The sequence below is a fragment of the Legionella donaldsonii genome (assembly GCF_900452385.1).
In the GTDB taxonomy this organism is placed as follows: domain Bacteria; phylum Pseudomonadota; class Gammaproteobacteria; order Legionellales; family Legionellaceae; genus Tatlockia; species Tatlockia donaldsonii.
Map to the genome: position 1 here is coordinate 1,929,245 of NZ_UGOA01000001.1, position 15,016 is coordinate 1,944,260.

Below are 15,016 nucleotides of genomic sequence, written 5' to 3' on the forward strand. Positions count from 1 at the left end.
AAAAGTAAGCTATCCAGCTAGACTATTCATCCAGATTTTTAGATGAATTATGAATAAAGTCGTGACATTTTATCATAGTTTTGGGCAAATCGCATTGTTGCATTGAATAAATGCCCTTGATTGGCTATTGTATGCGCACTAAATTTTATCTGAAAATAACAACCATGCTAGATTTCAAAATAGTACGCGACGAGCAGACTGGCGAGCAGTTTATCGAAACTTCCATTTGCGGCAAACCCTTACTGACTATACCGCAACTTAACAAAAGTACTGCTTTTACCCAGGAAGAGCGACATGCCTTTGGGTTGTTAGGAAAACTACCGCATCGTGTTGAAACCCTTGATGAACAAGTAAAGCGCGCCTACTTACAATACTCAAGCTATACCTCACGTTTGCAACAAAACATTTATCTTAATAATTTACACGATAAAAACCAGATACTGTTTTATAAGCTAATTAGCCGTCATTTGGGGGAAATGCTACCTACGATTTATACACCGATTGTTGGTACTGCTGTTAAACGCTTCAGTCATGAATATCGCCAACCACGAGGTTTATACATTGCCCATTCAGATAAAAACCAAATCGAAGACATTATCAACAATCGTTCTAATCCAGAAATTGATCTAATCGTTGTCACCGATGGAGAAGGTGTACTCGGTATTGGCGATCAGGGCATTGGCGGTATGGATATCCCAGTTGCCAAACTAATGGTTTATAGTCTTTGCGGTGGAATAGATCCCACCAGAACACTGCCTGTTTTTCTAGATGTAGGAACAAATAATCAGGAATTACTTAATGATCCTCTTTATTTAGGTTGTCAGCATCCTCGTATTGACACAGAGCAATATGATGCTTTCATTCTTACCTTTGTGAATGCTATCCGCCAACATTTCCCTCACGCCTTTTTACATTGGGAGGATTTTGGTCGTGGAAATGCCCGACGTATTTTAGATAAATTTCAAGATGAGTTATGCACCTTCAATGATGATATCCAAGGTACAGGAGCAGTCACCTTGGCAGCCTTACTGGCTGCTTGTGACGTTAGTGGCATTAAGCTAGAAGATCATCGTATTGTTGTCTTTGGTGCAGGCTCCGCCGGAACAGGAATTAGTGATCAAATTGTTGATGCAATGGTAAGGCGTGGCTTAAAGGTAGAGGAAGCGTATAGACGCTTTTGGCTAATTGATCGCCAAGGCCTTTTAATCGACAGTGATCTGGAGCTAACTGAAGCACAAAAACCCTATGCACGGCAGTCAACCGAAATAGCCTCTTGGGAAATTCAGGGCAAACAACAACTTTCTCTTACCGATACAGTCCGTCAAATTAAACCAACGATTCTTATTGGTTGCTCAGCTCAACCTGGTTCATTTTCACAAGATATCATCGAGATCATGTCTAATACGTGCGAAAGACCAATCATTTTTCCTCTTTCTAATCCGGATGAAAAATGTGAGGCACAGCCTACTGATATTCTCACCTGGAGCCAAGGTAAAGCGTTAATTGCCACAGGCACCGCCTTCCCGGCAATTGAATATCAAAACCGTTTATTACAAATTGCTCAGTGTAATAATGCGTTGGTATTCCCAGGAATCGGCCTTGGTATTTTAGCAGTAAGGGCATCAAGATTATCCAAAGGCATGATTTGGGCAGCCGCAGAAATTTTAAGCGAACACGCGCCAAGTAAAAAAGACAGTTTTCTACCCCTCCTCCCCTCTCTTGATGATGCGCAGACAGTCGCTAAACACATCGCCGTTGCTGTTGCCCAAACTGCAATAGACGAAGGATTGGCCCAAATTAATCAGCAGGCTGATTTGGAAAAATTGATTCAAGAGCTATTTTGGGAACCAAGGTACTTACCATTCAGGAAACTGGGTTAACTTAATTAAGTCAAAAATTTAAATAATTCCAGGCCCTAAGGGTAAACCCTCAGATATTAATAGCCTAAAGAGTCGAGCGATGTGCATAAACCCACGCTTCTATACCAGAAGTTAATTGAATCTTCACACGAACATAATCATCTACTTCGTATTCATCTGCTTTATGCAATTCAGTCTCAGTTAAGTCAAACACCATTCCCTCTACGCTATCAGCTTCATTTTGTGTTGCTAACAGAATTTGATGCACGGCCTGGCCACTCACTTCGATAACATAAGGATCGGTAATTTGCAGATCTTTGAGCACATAACCTTGCAAACTATCTTTAGTCCCTTTTAATAAACGGGAAAAAGTAGCGATTTGAACGGATTCCAATTGCAGGGTCCCATAAGAAAAAAGCTTTTGCATCACCTTCAATACTCCTGTTCGCTCATGAAGGCTGATACTTTAACATAGCGTGACTTTAATCTACAAAAGCCAGCAGAGAGGGAAGTCATTACTATAGAGACGAAGTAACAGTAACTAAATGTACTATTCCAAATTGTCCACCTGAAAAATTCATCTGAACCAATAAATTGTGGGTTAGCGCTTCTACGCCTTATTTACCATGCTATGATAATTGCTGCCAAAATATGACAGCATTGTTCTAACTAACCATTTAGGGAACTATAAATTGACTCGTACTGAACGCCTGCTTGCCCTCTTACAAATTTTAAGACGTAATCGATATCCAATACGGGGAGCAACCCTTGCTGAAGAATTAGGCATCAGCCTTCGTACTCTCTATCGTGATATTGCCACACTGCAGATGCAAGGAGCCCAAATAGAGGGTGAACCAGGGCTTGGCTATCTTCTAAACCCTTGCTATATGCTTCCTCCTTTGATGTTTTCTGAAGAAGAAATTGAAGCACTCGTTCTTGGCTCGCGCTGGGTAGCAAAACGTGCCGACTCCTGGTTGGGAGCAGCTTCCCGTGATGCCATCGCAAAAATTGCTGCCGTATTACCTGTTGATTTACGCAACAAACTTGATGCCTCTTCTCTGCTTATTGGCCCAGGACAAGCCATTATGGGAGGGGATCAAGAACAAGCGCTTATCAGGCAAGCTATACGTAATGAACGTAAACTTGTAATTCGCTACAAAGATGTCCAAGAAAACGAAACTGAACGTACCATCTGGCCTTTTGCAATGGGATTTTTCGAACAAACACGGATAGTCATTGCCTGGTGTGAATTAAGGCAACAATTTCGTCATTTCCGCATCGATAGAATTACCGGTCTTAACCTCACTTCAATTCGCTATCAACGTCGCCGTCAAGCCCTTTTGAAAGAATGGCGATGCCTGGAGAATATTCCTACTCAATAAATAAAAGACGATTACTACTGCAGCGACAAGAAGAAACAGCGCGGAATCGCTGTGTAGACGCCAAAACATGTGGATTCGAATATCGTATCGACGAAGCAATGCTCCAAATCCAGTAGAATTTCGAAAGAAGTCTACTGACAGAATTTGGCAGTAGTGTCCCTTAAAATCAATAAACCTGAATGACTTCGGGAATAAGGCCTAAATTTTTTAGGAAACTATCTTTTTAACAGGGAGACTCCTATGTTGGATCCAAATTTTATAATACTCTATGTCAACAAGCCCAGTATCAGTACTGCCTTTTATACAAAATTACTCAATAAACAACCTGTTGAATCTTCACCCGCTTTCGCAATGTTTGTATTAAACTCTGGTGTTAAACTAGGCTTATGGTCAAAAGATGATGTAAAACCAGCGGTAACAGCCGCAAGTGGCAGTAGTGAACTTGCTATTGCCGTTAACGACGATGAGCAAGTTCGTACTTTGTATGATGAGTGGAAAAAAAAGGACTTATGTCTAATACAACCACCAACTCCAATGGATTTCGGACTGAATTTCGTAGCCCTTGATCCAGATGGCCATCGGATTCGTGTGTTTACTCAGACTTATTGATCACCAGGCTGCCCCCGCAACTTGTTTGCGGGAGCAGTCAGTGTTTACAGTACTTCTTGTTGTATACCACCAACAACCCAATCAGGATTATTGTTGAACTTACGGAAATGCCAAATTTCATTTAACTGGGTTAGCTCACCATTTTCCTTAATAGTACCGGTAAAACGTACACTTGCCATTATTGAATCAACCTGGTTTGAAACATCCAGCAAGTGGGCATCCAGATTAATAACGTCTGTGGTATTGGGTTCATTACCACGCTCCTCAAGTTGCATTTTGATTTCAGCGAAGACTTCAGGCGCCGTAAAAGCAGTCAGATCAGCGAGATTTTGTTGATCATAAGCAGCCTGTAAGCGAATGAACTTGACTTTGGCATCACGTAAAAAGGATTCCTCCACAAATCCTGCTGGATAGGCAGACGAACTACCGCGTGCTTGAAAATTGTTCCTAAAAGCATCAGCCGTTTGATTAAAAGGAGACGCTTGCCTAAACGCATTCGATTGAGTCGATTGAAAACCAGGCTGCATTTTGCGGCGCAAAAACCCAACGAGAAAGAAGAGAATTGAACCAACAATGAGCCAGGATAATAAGCCACTGCCCAAGCCATTGCCCATAAACAGGCTGGCTAATAATCCACCCGCCAATAAGCCCCCTAGCACCCCACCCCACTTACTTTTATTGTTAGGGGCACGTTGCCCGAATGATTTGGTTGTTTGTGCAGAATGGGAATTATATAAACTACTGTGGGAACGTTGTACCCCAAAACTCCTCCCGCCACCAAACCGCTTGGCAGCAGCTTCATTAACTACTAAACCAAAGGTCAGAAATACAATTAAAAGACATGAAAAAACACGACTCATTTTATTTACCTTTATTTTTTAAGGAAAACTATTATAACTGAACAAAAACTAACTTGCCTGTATAAACCAATAATTTTTCTACTGCCAACATTGCAGAATTAACGGCTCGATAAGGCAATTTTTAGACCGAAACCAATGAAAAGACCACCTGTTAAACGATCCAATGTTTGAATAACTTTAGGATTTTTTAGTCCTCGAGTCAGTGGCTGACTTGCTAAAATCAACAAGGCAAACCAAAGCATGCCGAGTAGTGAGTGAATCAACGCTAATAAAAAAGTATAACCAGCAATCGGCATATCCTGTGGAATGAATTGCGGTAGGAAAGAAACATAAAAAATACCCACTTTCGGATTCAAAAGATTTCCTAAAAATCCTTTCCATAGCCAGCTAAAATCACTTATTTTTTGCCCCGATTGCCCTACACCAGTTACACCGGAAAAATCTGTTCGCGGACTTAACAGCAACTGCAAACCTAACCAAGCAAGGTAGAATGCTCCCACCCACTTGAGTAGTTCATAGGCCAGTTGCGAAGCTGAAATAAGTGCACCCAAACCAAACGCAACAGCAGCTCCCCAGGTTAAACAACCAATATTGACACCAATTGCAGCAAACCCTGCTTTTTTAGCCCCTTCTGCAGCAGACGTTCTCAAAACCAAGGCGGTATCCAGTCCAGGTACAATAGTGAGGAGTCCGCCCGCGAGGACAAAAGCAATTAATGATTCACTAACAGTCATAGATATTCCAAAATAGGTCGCTTTTTAATAGCAGTACGATCGTCATCTTAACCTAGAGGTTAGAAAGTTTAAATATATCTCATGGACTATCAGAAATTATAAGTTGACTTGAAGAACCATTTGCTCAGATATCAAAACGAAGGGAGCTTATGGTGCTAAAAAACAGAACGTTCTTCCTCCCTATTTATTCCAGTTACCCTACAGGAGAAGCGTCTAACCACCCTCATTAAGCAACACTGTTACCATAATTATCCAAGTAAAAACTTACCTTCTTTTGGAGCAACTTAGAAAGTCGTTGAATACAATTTTGAATAGAGGAAGTTGCTTTAAACTGCACTTAAATAAAAGCTATGATATTTTACTCGCATGAGGAACAAGCGTGATAAAAGAATATGAGTGACTTAGCGATTAATCAAGTACGAGCTGATACACCAGGTTGCCAACTGGTACTACACTTCAATAATGCAGGAGCAGCTTTACCTCCCAATGCAGTAGTAACCGCAATGAAAGAACATCTGGATTTAGAAGCGACCACTGGTGGTTATGAAGCAGCCGCACTTCATTTGTCCCAATCCGAAAAAATGTATGTTAATGCCGCCCGTTTAATCCATTGCAAACCGGAGGAAATCGCCTTTGTCGATAATGCCACCCGGGCGTGGGAAATGGCTTTTTACAGCTTTCAATTTAAAAAGGGTGATCGCATTCTTACTGCATGTTGTGAGTATGCCAGTAATTACCTCGCATTCCTTCATAGGGCAAAACGGGTTGGTGTCGATATTGAAGTCATTGCTAATGACCAATATGGCCAACTTGACTTGGGGGATTTGCAGAAAAAAATTGATAAGCGAATTAAATTAATTGCCATTACTCATGTACCAACTCAAGGTGGTCTTATTAATCCAATTATCGAAGTGGGGAAAATTGCTAAGCAAGAAGGAATCCCCTATTTGGTGGATACAACTCAATCAATTGGTCAAATGCCCATTGATGTCGAAGCAATTGGTTGTGATTTTCTGTGTGCTACTGGTCGCAAATACTTGCGTGGCCCGCGTGGAACTGGTTTTTTATACGCTCGTAATTCAGTCCTTCCCCAATACGAACCTCCTTTTATTGATCTGCATGCCGCTTGCTGGATTAGCGATAATGACTATCAATTGCGCACTGATGCGCGTCGTTTTGAAACTTGGGAGCAAAATATTGCTGCTAAAATCGGTTTGGGCGTGGCCATTGAATATGCTCTTGAACTTGGTATTGATGTTATTTGGCAAAGGATCCAATATCTCGCAACACGATTACGCCAGCAATTAGCTACTCTACCCTCACTTGCATTACACGATCTTGGTCAACATCAATGCGGTATCGTTACGTTCACCTGTAAAGGAATAATACCCAGCGTCATACAACAAGAATTAAGCAAACAAAAAATTAATGTTTCGATTTCCTTGCAAGAATACGCTCGCTTAGATTTAGCTCCGAGGAATTTACCCGCTTTAGTACGTGCATCTGTTCATTATTATAACAATGAAGAAGAAATCGATCAATTTTGTAATGCCTTACAAGCCTTAATACAAACGCGTTAATCGTTGCTTTTGATATTGGCTCAACAACACCAAACTGTTAACTAAAAAAGTTAAAAAAGCGGTCATTATTGGTACGATAATGAAAAAATGCCAGCGCTTAGTTAAAGCAATATCCAGTATAAAGGTCGCCAGGTATTGATTGATAAGTGTTGCGGTCGTGACAGCCAATAATCCCGCATAAAAACCGATGATTAACGATTCACTACTTTGGATCCAAATGAGTTGTCTCTGTCCTATACCCAAGATTTTAAGAATCTGTGTTTCTTGCTGTTTTAAGCCGCTAAAAGACAACATAGCTAAGGTCACAATGATTAAACCTGCTAAAGCGCCAAAAAAAGCCATAAAATTAATGGCCTTGCTAGTATTATCGAAGATAGAATGAATTTTATTTAATATATTTGCAATGTCGATGATAGTCACATTAGGGAATTGAGTAACGAGAGCATTTAACACTTTTTGCTGGCTGCTTTTCAGATAAATACTGGCAATGTATGTTTGTGGAAAATCGTTAAGAAGACCTGGTCTGAATAACATAAAAAAGTTAGGTGTAAATGCAGCCCACTCGACCGTACGAATACTAGTGACTTTGGTAGAGATAGTTGTTATTCCAATTCGAAAAGTCATAACATCGTGCAGTTTTAAACCCAACTGATTAGCCACTCCCTGTTCTATAGATACCCAATTTTCCGCCTTATCAGCAACGGGCCAACTTCCCGCGACAATTTTATTATCGGGGGGTAATGCAGAAGTCCATGACAAGTTAATTTCTCGTTGTAACGCATTAATCTCTTTCATTTTTTCGCCAAACAGTCGTTGCACTGGTTGACCATTAATAGCGATCACCCGCCCTCTAACCATGGGATAGAGATTGGAAGTCCTAATATTTTTTTTCGCTAAAAATTGAGTTAGTGCTTCAACCTGGTTAGGTTCAATATTAACGATAAAGTAATTAGCCGCAGTATCAGATAATTGCTGCTGCCAATTATGAATTAAATCATTCCGGAGAATATATAAACTCAGGATTGCTGTTAAAGCCAAGCCAATACCAATAACCTGCAAAGAACTATTAGCAAGATTTCTCGCAATATTCGCAAAACCAAAGCGCCAATTAAGATGGATATAATGTTTAATCGTGGTCAAATAATTAAAAATGAGCCATAAACTACCTGTAACTACCGCAATAAATCCAAGACAGGCGTATAGGACACTTACTGTGAGGCGCCAGGATTGCGTATAAAAATAAGCGAGTCCGGCAAGCAATAAAAAAGCCAGGCCATAACCCAGCCAGGTTTCAGTGGTCCAGGCCAATTTCTCTTTACGTAAAATAGTGACTGCTGTCACATGACGCAGTTTTAAAATATTCATCAACGAAAAACACAATAAGACGATCATGCCAGTAGTTATACTTAGCAAAGCCGGTTTGATGGTTAAAGACGCCTTAAACTGTGGTAATAAGCCACTTAGCCATTGCTTCAATAAAGGCTGTAAAACATAACCCAGAAAAACACCCAACAAGCAGGAGATAAATCCTAAAAAAAGAATACTACTTAAATAAACAGCAATAATCTGGCGTTGAGAGGCACCAAAGCAGCGCAAGATTGCAACCTGCTGCGTATGACGCTGGCTATATCGAAGACTGGCCATACTAATTGCCACACCGGCTAATACCAGACTCATCAAAGTACCTAAATTAAGATAATCCAAAGTACGTTGAATCGTTTGAGTGACAGAGAGATTTGTGGTTCCATCAGCTAATTCCTGCTGTTCCGTCAACTTGTCTTTTAAATAGTATTTCAACTGTTCAAGGTTGTTTTTCTCGCCAGTTAATAACCACCGATAAGCTAAATTACTACCCGGCTGAACTACCTTGGTTTTAGGAATATCGACCTGATTCATGATGATTCTTGGCGAAATGTTAAACCAATCCCCTGTCTGACCAGGTTCCTCTATCAACAACGCAGCCACTGTAAACTCCGCGGCTCCAATCGTTAACGTACCACCTACCGCAACATTTAATAACGGCAATAAGCGGGGACTTAACCAAACTGTACCGTTTTCAGGTATCTCATAAATGCTGCGTGCCTGCCCAGATAGGGTATTCGCAATTTTTAACTCCCCTAACAAAGGATAAGGCGCTTCAATCGACTTGATTTGAGCCAGTTGCAGATTCTCGTTATGAGCCACCATACTTAAGAAAGTTAACGTAGTGGTTTGCTTTAACCCCAGCTCTTTTGCCTTGATAAACCACTGTGAGGAAATCGGCACACTACTACTAACAACCAAATCTGCGCCCAGCATTTGTGAAGCCTGTTGCACTAATTGTTGGTTCACCATGCCGGCAAAAATAGTTAGCGCGCTCACACAAGCCACAGCAATAACTAAAGCCAGTGACAAAAGAGTCAACTCACCACTTCGCCAATCCCGTAACACAGATTGTACGGTCAAGGGGGTCCTCAGCATATCAATTTTCCATCATCAAGAGGCCAATGCAGCTGACAGCGCTTTGCAAGACTTTCATCATGCGTAACAATTACCAGCGTTGTCTGATGTTGCCTGTTCAGATCAAATAACAGATCTATAATTGTTTGCCCTGTTTTTTTATCCAAGTTACCAGTTGGCTCATCAGCAAACAGTACATCTGGAGCCGAAGCAAAAGCTCTGGCAATAGCAACTCGCTGCTGCTCACCACCCGATAACTGAAGAGGATAATGTTCGCCTCGATCTCTTAAACCCACTTTATCAAGCCAGTACGTCGCTAAAGATAAGCCATCTTTTCGATGGTGAATTTCCAGTGGCAACATAATATTTTCTAGAGCGGTTAAATTAGTAAGCAATTGAAAAGATTGAAAAATAAATCCGACGTAGTTCGCCCGCAATTTAGCTCGTTCATCTTCACTCAATCTCGTTATTTCTTGCGAACCATAATAGACCTGCCCGGAGGTGGGAACATCTAAACCGGCCATAATATTCAATAAAGAGGTTTTGCCTGAACCAGAGGCCCCAGTAATTGCGATAGTAGATCCCGCTTGGATTGCTAAACTAATATCTTTCAAAATATGCAGCTGACTAGAGCCACTCATTACTATAAAATTGATCTTATCCAAGCTAATGACAACATCCTGACTATTCATGAAATCCGCTATCCTGGCAATATTCCTATTAGTTTTTAGCATAGCACCAATCCACGCAAAAACGATTGTTGTGCTTGGTGACAGTTTGAGTGCTGGCTATGGTATCGATGAAAAAAAAGGCTGGGTTAACTTGCTCAATAAGGAATTACAAAATAATCATTATCCATATCAGATTGTTAATATGAGCACCAGTGGTGATACGACGAGTAATGGTTTAGCAAAATTACCGCAGGTCCTACAGACCTATCGTCCTGCCTTCGTACTTCTACAACTAGGAGCCAATGATGGTTTAAGAGGCTTGTCCTTGACTCAAATGAAATCCAATCTCGCCCAACTCATTGAAATAAGCCAGAAAGCAAATGCAAAAGTTCTACTCATTGCCACCCTGTTACCTCCTAATTATGGGCCTGTTTATCTGGAGAAATTTAAGCAGGTTTATCGGGATTTAGCCAAACAATACAAGATACCCCTAATACCCATGTTTTTAGAAGGTGTTGCTGGTAATCCGGTTTTTATGCAAAAAGATGGGCTACACCCCAATCAACAAGCGCAAAGCAAAATACTGGCTAATATCTGGACCACCTTAATGCCTATGCTAGATAAAGAATAAGTGCTAAATTAATAATCATAAAGGAATTATTTTGTTCGTTTCCATAATGAATAAAATAGTTGGAGGATTCCCTTATGAAACATATCCTATTGCTGTTGCTAGCTTTATCACCTAACTTTTCCAGCGCAGCTAAAGCAGCTTCAGAAGTTATACCCACTTACTATGGTACTGGTCTCTGCAATTACCCTCAATACCAGTGCATTAAAATACAAAGCGGGCAAAGTTGGGAAAAATTGTTCCCGGATCCGGTACAACGAGACGTAGTACAACGTTTAAATCGCACCTATAATCGTTTATGGGCCGGGAAAATCATTGCTGTTCCACGCGCACTTGCCACTACCACTATCTTTGATATATCCCCCTTTGAGTTAAAAATTCCTCCTTCTGAAGACACACAAATTATTGTTGATCAAGAGAAATTGGCGTGGGCTGCATACAATAGACAAGGGCATTTAATAAAATGGGGGCCCATTTCATCAGGGCGTGACAAATGTTCTGACAGCAATAACTCTTGTCGAACGCTAACTGGAATCTTTAGAGTATTCAGTAAGGAAAATGAACACTGCAAATCTAATGCATTCCCTGCTGGCCGTGGCGGCGCGAGAATGCCTTATTGTATGTTCTTCCATAAAGGTTTCGCCTTGCACGGTTCCGACGACATACCGGGCTATCGAGCCAGCCACGGTTGCATCCGCATGTTTATTGAAGATGCCAAATGGTTAAACCATCATTTTGTTGAATCATCCGATAAGAAAAATAATTTTTCTGGTACGATAGTTATCGTCCGCCCCTTAACGACTTCATTGAAAACCAGTAAATCAGTAAGGCATTAATTTTATTATCATAATCCGGAGGAAAAAAAGTAAAGATAGACAGTAGTTTCAAAAGATCTGGAGCTTACCACAACAAAATTTTGCTTAGTCTGCCCTCCTGAATAAAAGCAATTTTAGCTGACTACTAGCAAGATTATGGAATAATGATACAATATAGGCTCGAACAACTAGGAATAGCAACATGTCAGAGAAAATTCGCGGTAAAGTAAAATGGTTTAACGAGAGCAAAGGCTTTGGTTTTATCGAAAGCAACGGTAAGGATTACTTTGTTCACTTCAGTGCAATTCAAGGTAGTGGTTTTAAAACCCTTCCTGAAGGAGCTGCTGTATTATTTAAAGCTGGACAAGGACAAAAAGGCCCACAAGCTGAAGAAGTTGAAATAGCTTAAATAGCAAGAGGCAAGCAGATCATAGATCTGTAGTTATTTTCGGGCATGATATTCAAAAGTGCCTATAAAATATCAAACTACCCCATTGTTATAAAACAATGGGGTAGTTTCAGTTATTGCTATTCAGATCAGCCTTCTGAAAATTAACTGTTACATTTTTCAGCGTGCCACTCTCAGGTTCCCAAGGCCTGGCGTACTTAAACTGCATAATAGTGTTTTGGGGATACGTTTTCCCTTTCACCAATTCAAATTTAAATTGCATCTTCCCCCCAGCTCCCATAAGATTTGTTTGTGGAGAAATATAGTGACTGGTTATCAATTGTAAAAATGATTTATCGTATTTTTTGACCGTCCATTGGTATCCTGTCGTTGGATTGGCAGGCAAGGTAATTGTAAATTGAGTTTGATTTGGATCAATGTTAACTGACATAGAATCCCCCGCATTAACCAGCCCCATAAAAAATAACAACAAACTGCCCAGTAAGATTTTCATGAAATCACTCGTCCAATTGATTGTTTTTTAATTATAAGCCATTCCAATACAACTACCCCAGAAATATCTCTCCCTGTAAATACAAACGACACGCTCCTGACAATAAAACCCTTTTATCTTTAATTTCACAGATCAACTCCCCCTGTCGCTTTAAGCCCTGCAACGCATGAATGGTATTTTTTTTAAAATAGTCACACCAATAAGGAGCAATAACACAATGAGCTGAACCAGTGACAGGATCTTCAGGCACATCACAACCTGGGTAAAAACAACGGGAATAAACATCTGCTTTTGCAGACGGTGCAGACAAAATAACACCTCTATGAGGCAAAAGACTTATCGCATTTAAATCAAGCCTCGCTTTTTCTACCTCGGATTCGCTCTTCAAAATTAAAAGTAGATCAAACGTACTTTTATAAACAGCCTGTGGAGAAACATTCATTGCCGCAAGCAATTCTGTTGATGGCTCAATCTGGGTGTAGGGTAAAATAGGAAAATCAAGTTGTAACTGTTCTCCTTGTCGATTAACACATAACTCTCCACTTAGGCTATCGAATATGATTTGATCTTTCTCATGACCAAGCATTTTAAAAATCACATAAGCACTAGCTAAAGTAGCATGCCCGCAAAGAGATACTTCCGTGTTTGGTGTAAACCAGCGAATATGATAGCGCTCACCATTTCGGACAAAAAAAGCTGTTTCAGATAAATTATTTTCTCTGGCAATCGCCTGCATTAAAGCATCACTTAGCCATTCTTTTAAAGGACAAACCGCTGCCGGATTACCACCAAATAATTGTGTGGTAAATGCATCAATCTGGTATATGATTTGTTTGTTCATAGTAACTCCAACTAATTAAGGCATAGCTATATAATAGCTTGCTATTAATTAGCAAGCAATACAATGGGATTTTTATGCAAACTTCTACCTTATTAAAAAAAGCTAACCGTCTTTTGATTAAAAAAGCCAACGAACTCTTAAAGCCATACAAGATTACACATGCTTATACTTATTTTCTTATGGAACTCTATAATCAAGATGGTTTAACACAAGCAGAGATGCACAAACGAATCGGTATAGAGCAACCGACTGCAGTAAGAACCTTGGATAGAATGGAAAGAGACGGATTTATTCTACGTAAACCATCCTCTGATGACAGACGTGTTGTTTTAATTTATCTCACCGAAAAAGCACAGCACTGTAAAAAGGAAATTGATCAATGTGCCGTTCAACTTAACGAATTGGCATTATTAGGTTTCAATGAGGAAGAAAAAATAAATTTAAATCAAATGCTTAAACGATTAAATCAAAATTTAGAGAAAAAATAAGCGCTTGTGTCTATGATATAACTCTATATTAGTTATTTTTATAAGGACATCACATGAAAGCAATTGGCTATCAGCATGCTACACCCATTGAAAATATCAACAATTCACTGATTGACATCGAGTTACCAACCCCTCAAGCATCTGGCCATGATTTGCTTATTGAAGTCAAAGCCATTGCAGTAAATCCAGTCGACTGTAAAGTGCGCCGAAAAGTAGATCCTGATAAAGGAGAATACAAAGTATTAGGTTGGGATGCGACGGGTATTGTTAAAGCTGCAGGTGCCAAAGTAACGCTCTTTCAGCCTGGCGCAGAAGTATGGTATGCCGGTGATTTAACTCGTCCCGGTTGCAATAGTGAATTTCATTTGGTTGATGAGCGCATTGTCGGTAAAAAACCCGAGAGTCTGTCTTTTGAGCAAGCAGCTGCCCTGCCTTTGACCACGCTCACAGCATGGGAATTACTATTCGATCGCCTGAATATAGATCCCAAGGAAAAATCAAGCCTTTTAATTACGGGCGCTGCTGGTGGTGTTGGATCAATTCTAGTGCAATTAGCCAAACAACTTACATCTTTAACCATTATTGGCACTGCTTCCCGGGGCCCATCAATGGACTGGATAAAACAGAACGGTGCTCATCACGTGATCGATCACAATAAATCAATGTCCCAACAGCTAACAGAGTTGAATATCAATGAAGTAGATTATGTCATTAGCTTGACCCATACTGATCAGCATGTAAACGAACTCGTTCGCTGCTTAAAGCCACAAGCCAAGTTTGCTCTAATTGATGATCCGGAACAACTTGATATCAAACTGTTTAAACCAAAAAGTATCTCTATTCATTGGGAAATGATGTACACCCGTTCCATGTTTAAAACGCCAGACATGATTAAGCAACATCAAATTTTAAATGAGGCAGCTCAATTAGTTGATAAAGGTATTATTAAAACCACCTTGAATGAGCACTTCGGTGCGATAAATGCGCAAAACTTACGACGAGCTCATCAACTTCTTGAAAGTGGGCAGGCCCGAGGGAAAATTGTTCTTGCTGGCTTTGGTGCATAAAAATATTAGGCCAGCTCCATTCTAGAGGCTGGCCCTTCTAACTCATCAGTATTTCATCCTGACTGCCATAACTATAGCCCTGTTACTAACCGTTTTGCCAACAGCCGATTAAATTAGCAAATCACTTGACATTAAACTCAC

General features: G+C 40.3%; 16 protein-coding genes. 9 read left to right on the forward strand and 7 right to left on the reverse strand.

What is annotated here, in order from left to right; translation table 11 throughout:
- Positions 1 to 164: 164 nt before the first annotated feature.
- Positions 165 to 1,880, forward strand: a complete 1,716-nt coding sequence (locus DYC89_RS08860) for an NAD-dependent malic enzyme (RefSeq protein WP_115222713.1) — start codon at positions 165 to 167, stop codon at positions 1,878 to 1,880.
- Between the two features lie 64 nt (positions 1,881 to 1,944).
- On the opposite strand, the gene DYC89_RS08865 is transcribed toward DYC89_RS08860, so the two are convergent.
- A complete protein-coding gene (locus DYC89_RS08865; RefSeq protein ID WP_115221458.1) occupies positions 1,945 to 2,286 on the reverse strand; it encodes a gamma-glutamylcyclotransferase family protein in 342 nt (113 codons plus the stop codon).
- A gap of 265 nt (positions 2,287 to 2,551) precedes the next feature.
- On the opposite strand from DYC89_RS08865, the gene DYC89_RS08870 reads away from it, so the two are divergent.
- Both DYC89_RS08870 and DYC89_RS08875 read left to right on the forward strand, forming a co-directional pair.
- Positions 2,552 to 3,241, forward strand: a complete 690-nt coding sequence (locus DYC89_RS08870; protein WP_115221459.1) for a helix-turn-helix transcriptional regulator — start codon at positions 2,552 to 2,554, stop codon at positions 3,239 to 3,241.
- Positions 3,242 to 3,481: 240 nt separating this feature from the next.
- The gene (locus tag DYC89_RS08875; RefSeq protein WP_115221460.1) at positions 3,482 to 3,850 is read left to right on the forward strand and encodes a VOC family protein; all 369 of its coding nucleotides are present in this window, start codon (positions 3,482 to 3,484) and stop codon (positions 3,848 to 3,850) included.
- A 44-nt stretch (positions 3,851 to 3,894) separates the two neighbouring features.
- Here DYC89_RS08875 and DYC89_RS08880 read toward each other — a convergent pair whose 3' ends face one another.
- Positions 3,895 to 4,710 carry a Tim44 domain-containing protein gene (locus DYC89_RS08880; RefSeq protein ID WP_115221461.1) on the reverse strand — a complete coding sequence of 272 codons (816 nt, stop codon included), beginning with the start codon at positions 4,708 to 4,710 and terminating at the stop codon, positions 3,895 to 3,897.
- Between the two features lie 98 nt (positions 4,711 to 4,808).
- Positions 4,809 to 5,444 (reverse strand): LysE family translocator, encoded by a 636-nt coding sequence (locus DYC89_RS08885; RefSeq protein ID WP_115221462.1) that lies wholly within the window; start codon positions 5,442 to 5,444, stop codon positions 4,809 to 4,811.
- 392 nt (positions 5,445 to 5,836) lie between these two features.
- Between DYC89_RS08885 and DYC89_RS08890 the strand changes: the two genes are divergently transcribed.
- On the forward strand, positions 5,837 to 7,024 hold the full coding sequence (locus tag DYC89_RS08890) for an aminotransferase class V-fold PLP-dependent enzyme (protein WP_115221463.1): 1,188 nt from the start codon (positions 5,837 to 5,839) through the stop codon (positions 7,022 to 7,024).
- Here the strand turns inward: DYC89_RS08890 and DYC89_RS08895 are convergent.
- Positions 7,007 to 9,484 (reverse strand): ABC transporter permease, encoded by a 2,478-nt coding sequence (locus tag DYC89_RS08895; RefSeq protein ID WP_115221464.1) that lies wholly within the window; start codon positions 9,482 to 9,484, stop codon positions 7,007 to 7,009. The genes DYC89_RS08890 and DYC89_RS08895 overlap by 18 nt on opposite strands.
- Positions 9,478 to 10,155 (reverse strand): ABC transporter ATP-binding protein, encoded by a 678-nt coding sequence (locus DYC89_RS08900; RefSeq protein ID WP_115221465.1) that lies wholly within the window; start codon positions 10,153 to 10,155, stop codon positions 9,478 to 9,480. Before DYC89_RS08900 ends, DYC89_RS08895 begins: the two co-directional genes overlap by 7 nt.
- Between DYC89_RS08900 and DYC89_RS08905 the strand changes: the two genes are divergently transcribed.
- The 3 genes from DYC89_RS08905 (at position 10,154) to DYC89_RS08915 (ending at position 11,986) form a co-directional block, all read left to right on the forward strand.
- Positions 10,154 to 10,765, forward strand: a complete 612-nt coding sequence (locus DYC89_RS08905; protein WP_115221466.1) for an arylesterase — start codon at positions 10,154 to 10,156, stop codon at positions 10,763 to 10,765. The two genes, DYC89_RS08900 and DYC89_RS08905, sit on opposite strands and share 2 nt — an antisense overlap.
- 74 nt (positions 10,766 to 10,839) lie before the next feature.
- Positions 10,840 to 11,598: a L,D-transpeptidase gene (locus tag DYC89_RS08910; RefSeq protein WP_115221467.1), complete on the forward strand. Its 759-nt coding sequence runs from the start codon at positions 10,840 to 10,842 to the stop codon at positions 11,596 to 11,598.
- A gap of 181 nt (positions 11,599 to 11,779) precedes the next feature.
- Positions 11,780 to 11,986 (forward strand): cold-shock protein, encoded by a 207-nt coding sequence (locus tag DYC89_RS08915; protein WP_019217163.1) that lies wholly within the window; start codon positions 11,780 to 11,782, stop codon positions 11,984 to 11,986.
- A gap of 109 nt (positions 11,987 to 12,095) precedes the next feature.
- Here the strand turns inward: DYC89_RS08915 and DYC89_RS08920 are convergent, their stop codons facing one another.
- Positions 12,096 to 12,479: a protease inhibitor I42 family protein gene (locus DYC89_RS08920; protein WP_115221468.1), complete on the reverse strand. Its 384-nt coding sequence runs from the start codon at positions 12,477 to 12,479 to the stop codon at positions 12,096 to 12,098.
- A gap of 52 nt (positions 12,480 to 12,531) precedes the next feature.
- The gene (locus DYC89_RS08925; protein ID WP_115221469.1) at positions 12,532 to 13,320 is read right to left on the reverse strand and encodes a PhzF family phenazine biosynthesis protein; all 789 of its coding nucleotides are present in this window, start codon (positions 13,318 to 13,320) and stop codon (positions 12,532 to 12,534) included.
- A 74-nt stretch (positions 13,321 to 13,394) separates the two neighbouring features.
- On the opposite strand from DYC89_RS08925, the gene DYC89_RS08930 reads away from it, so the two are divergent.
- Both DYC89_RS08930 and DYC89_RS08935 read left to right on the forward strand, forming a co-directional pair.
- Positions 13,395 to 13,808 carry a MarR family winged helix-turn-helix transcriptional regulator gene (locus DYC89_RS08930; protein ID WP_115221470.1) on the forward strand — a complete coding sequence of 138 codons (414 nt, stop codon included), beginning with the start codon at positions 13,395 to 13,397 and terminating at the stop codon, positions 13,806 to 13,808.
- A 53-nt stretch (positions 13,809 to 13,861) separates the two neighbouring features.
- Complete coding sequence (locus DYC89_RS08935) at positions 13,862 to 14,875, forward strand: zinc-binding alcohol dehydrogenase family protein (protein WP_115221471.1); 1,014 nt, start codon at positions 13,862 to 13,864, stop codon at positions 14,873 to 14,875.
- The last annotated feature ends 141 nt before the right edge of the window (positions 14,876 to 15,016 follow it).

Excerpts from the sequence above, each read along its gene's own strand:
- DYC89_RS08860 (WP_115222713.1), top strand. The coding sequence starts at position 165 with ATGCTAGATTTCAAAATAGTACGCGACGAGCAGACTGGCGAGCAGTTT.
- DYC89_RS08865 (WP_115221458.1), bottom strand. The coding sequence starts at position 2,286 with ATGCAAAAGCTTTTTTCTTATGGGACCCTGCAATTGGAATCCGTTCAA.
- DYC89_RS08875 (WP_115221460.1), top strand. The coding sequence starts at position 3,482 with ATGTTGGATCCAAATTTTATAATACTCTATGTCAACAAGCCCAGTATC.
- DYC89_RS08880 (WP_115221461.1), bottom strand. The coding sequence starts at position 4,710 with ATGAGTCGTGTTTTTTCATGTCTTTTAATTGTATTTCTGACCTTTGGT.
- DYC89_RS08885 (WP_115221462.1), bottom strand. The coding sequence starts at position 5,444 with ATGACTGTTAGTGAATCATTAATTGCTTTTGTCCTCGCGGGCGGACTC.
- DYC89_RS08890 (WP_115221463.1), top strand. The coding sequence starts at position 5,837 with ATGAGTGACTTAGCGATTAATCAAGTACGAGCTGATACACCAGGTTGC.
- DYC89_RS08895 (WP_115221464.1), bottom strand. The coding sequence starts at position 9,484 with ATGCTGAGGACCCCCTTGACCGTACAATCTGTGTTACGGGATTGGCGA.
- DYC89_RS08905 (WP_115221466.1), top strand. The coding sequence starts at position 10,154 with ATGAAATCCGCTATCCTGGCAATATTCCTATTAGTTTTTAGCATAGCA.
- DYC89_RS08900 (WP_115221465.1), bottom strand. The coding sequence starts at position 10,155 with ATGAATAGTCAGGATGTTGTCATTAGCTTGGATAAGATCAATTTTATA.
- DYC89_RS08910 (WP_115221467.1), top strand. The coding sequence starts at position 10,840 with ATGAAACATATCCTATTGCTGTTGCTAGCTTTATCACCTAACTTTTCC.
- DYC89_RS08915 (WP_019217163.1), top strand. The coding sequence starts at position 11,780 with ATGTCAGAGAAAATTCGCGGTAAAGTAAAATGGTTTAACGAGAGCAAA.
- DYC89_RS08920 (WP_115221468.1), bottom strand. The coding sequence starts at position 12,479 with ATGAAAATCTTACTGGGCAGTTTGTTGTTATTTTTTATGGGGCTGGTT.
- DYC89_RS08925 (WP_115221469.1), bottom strand. The coding sequence starts at position 13,320 with ATGAACAAACAAATCATATACCAGATTGATGCATTTACCACACAATTA.
- DYC89_RS08930 (WP_115221470.1), top strand. The coding sequence starts at position 13,395 with ATGCAAACTTCTACCTTATTAAAAAAAGCTAACCGTCTTTTGATTAAA.
- DYC89_RS08935 (WP_115221471.1), top strand. The coding sequence starts at position 13,862 with ATGAAAGCAATTGGCTATCAGCATGCTACACCCATTGAAAATATCAAC.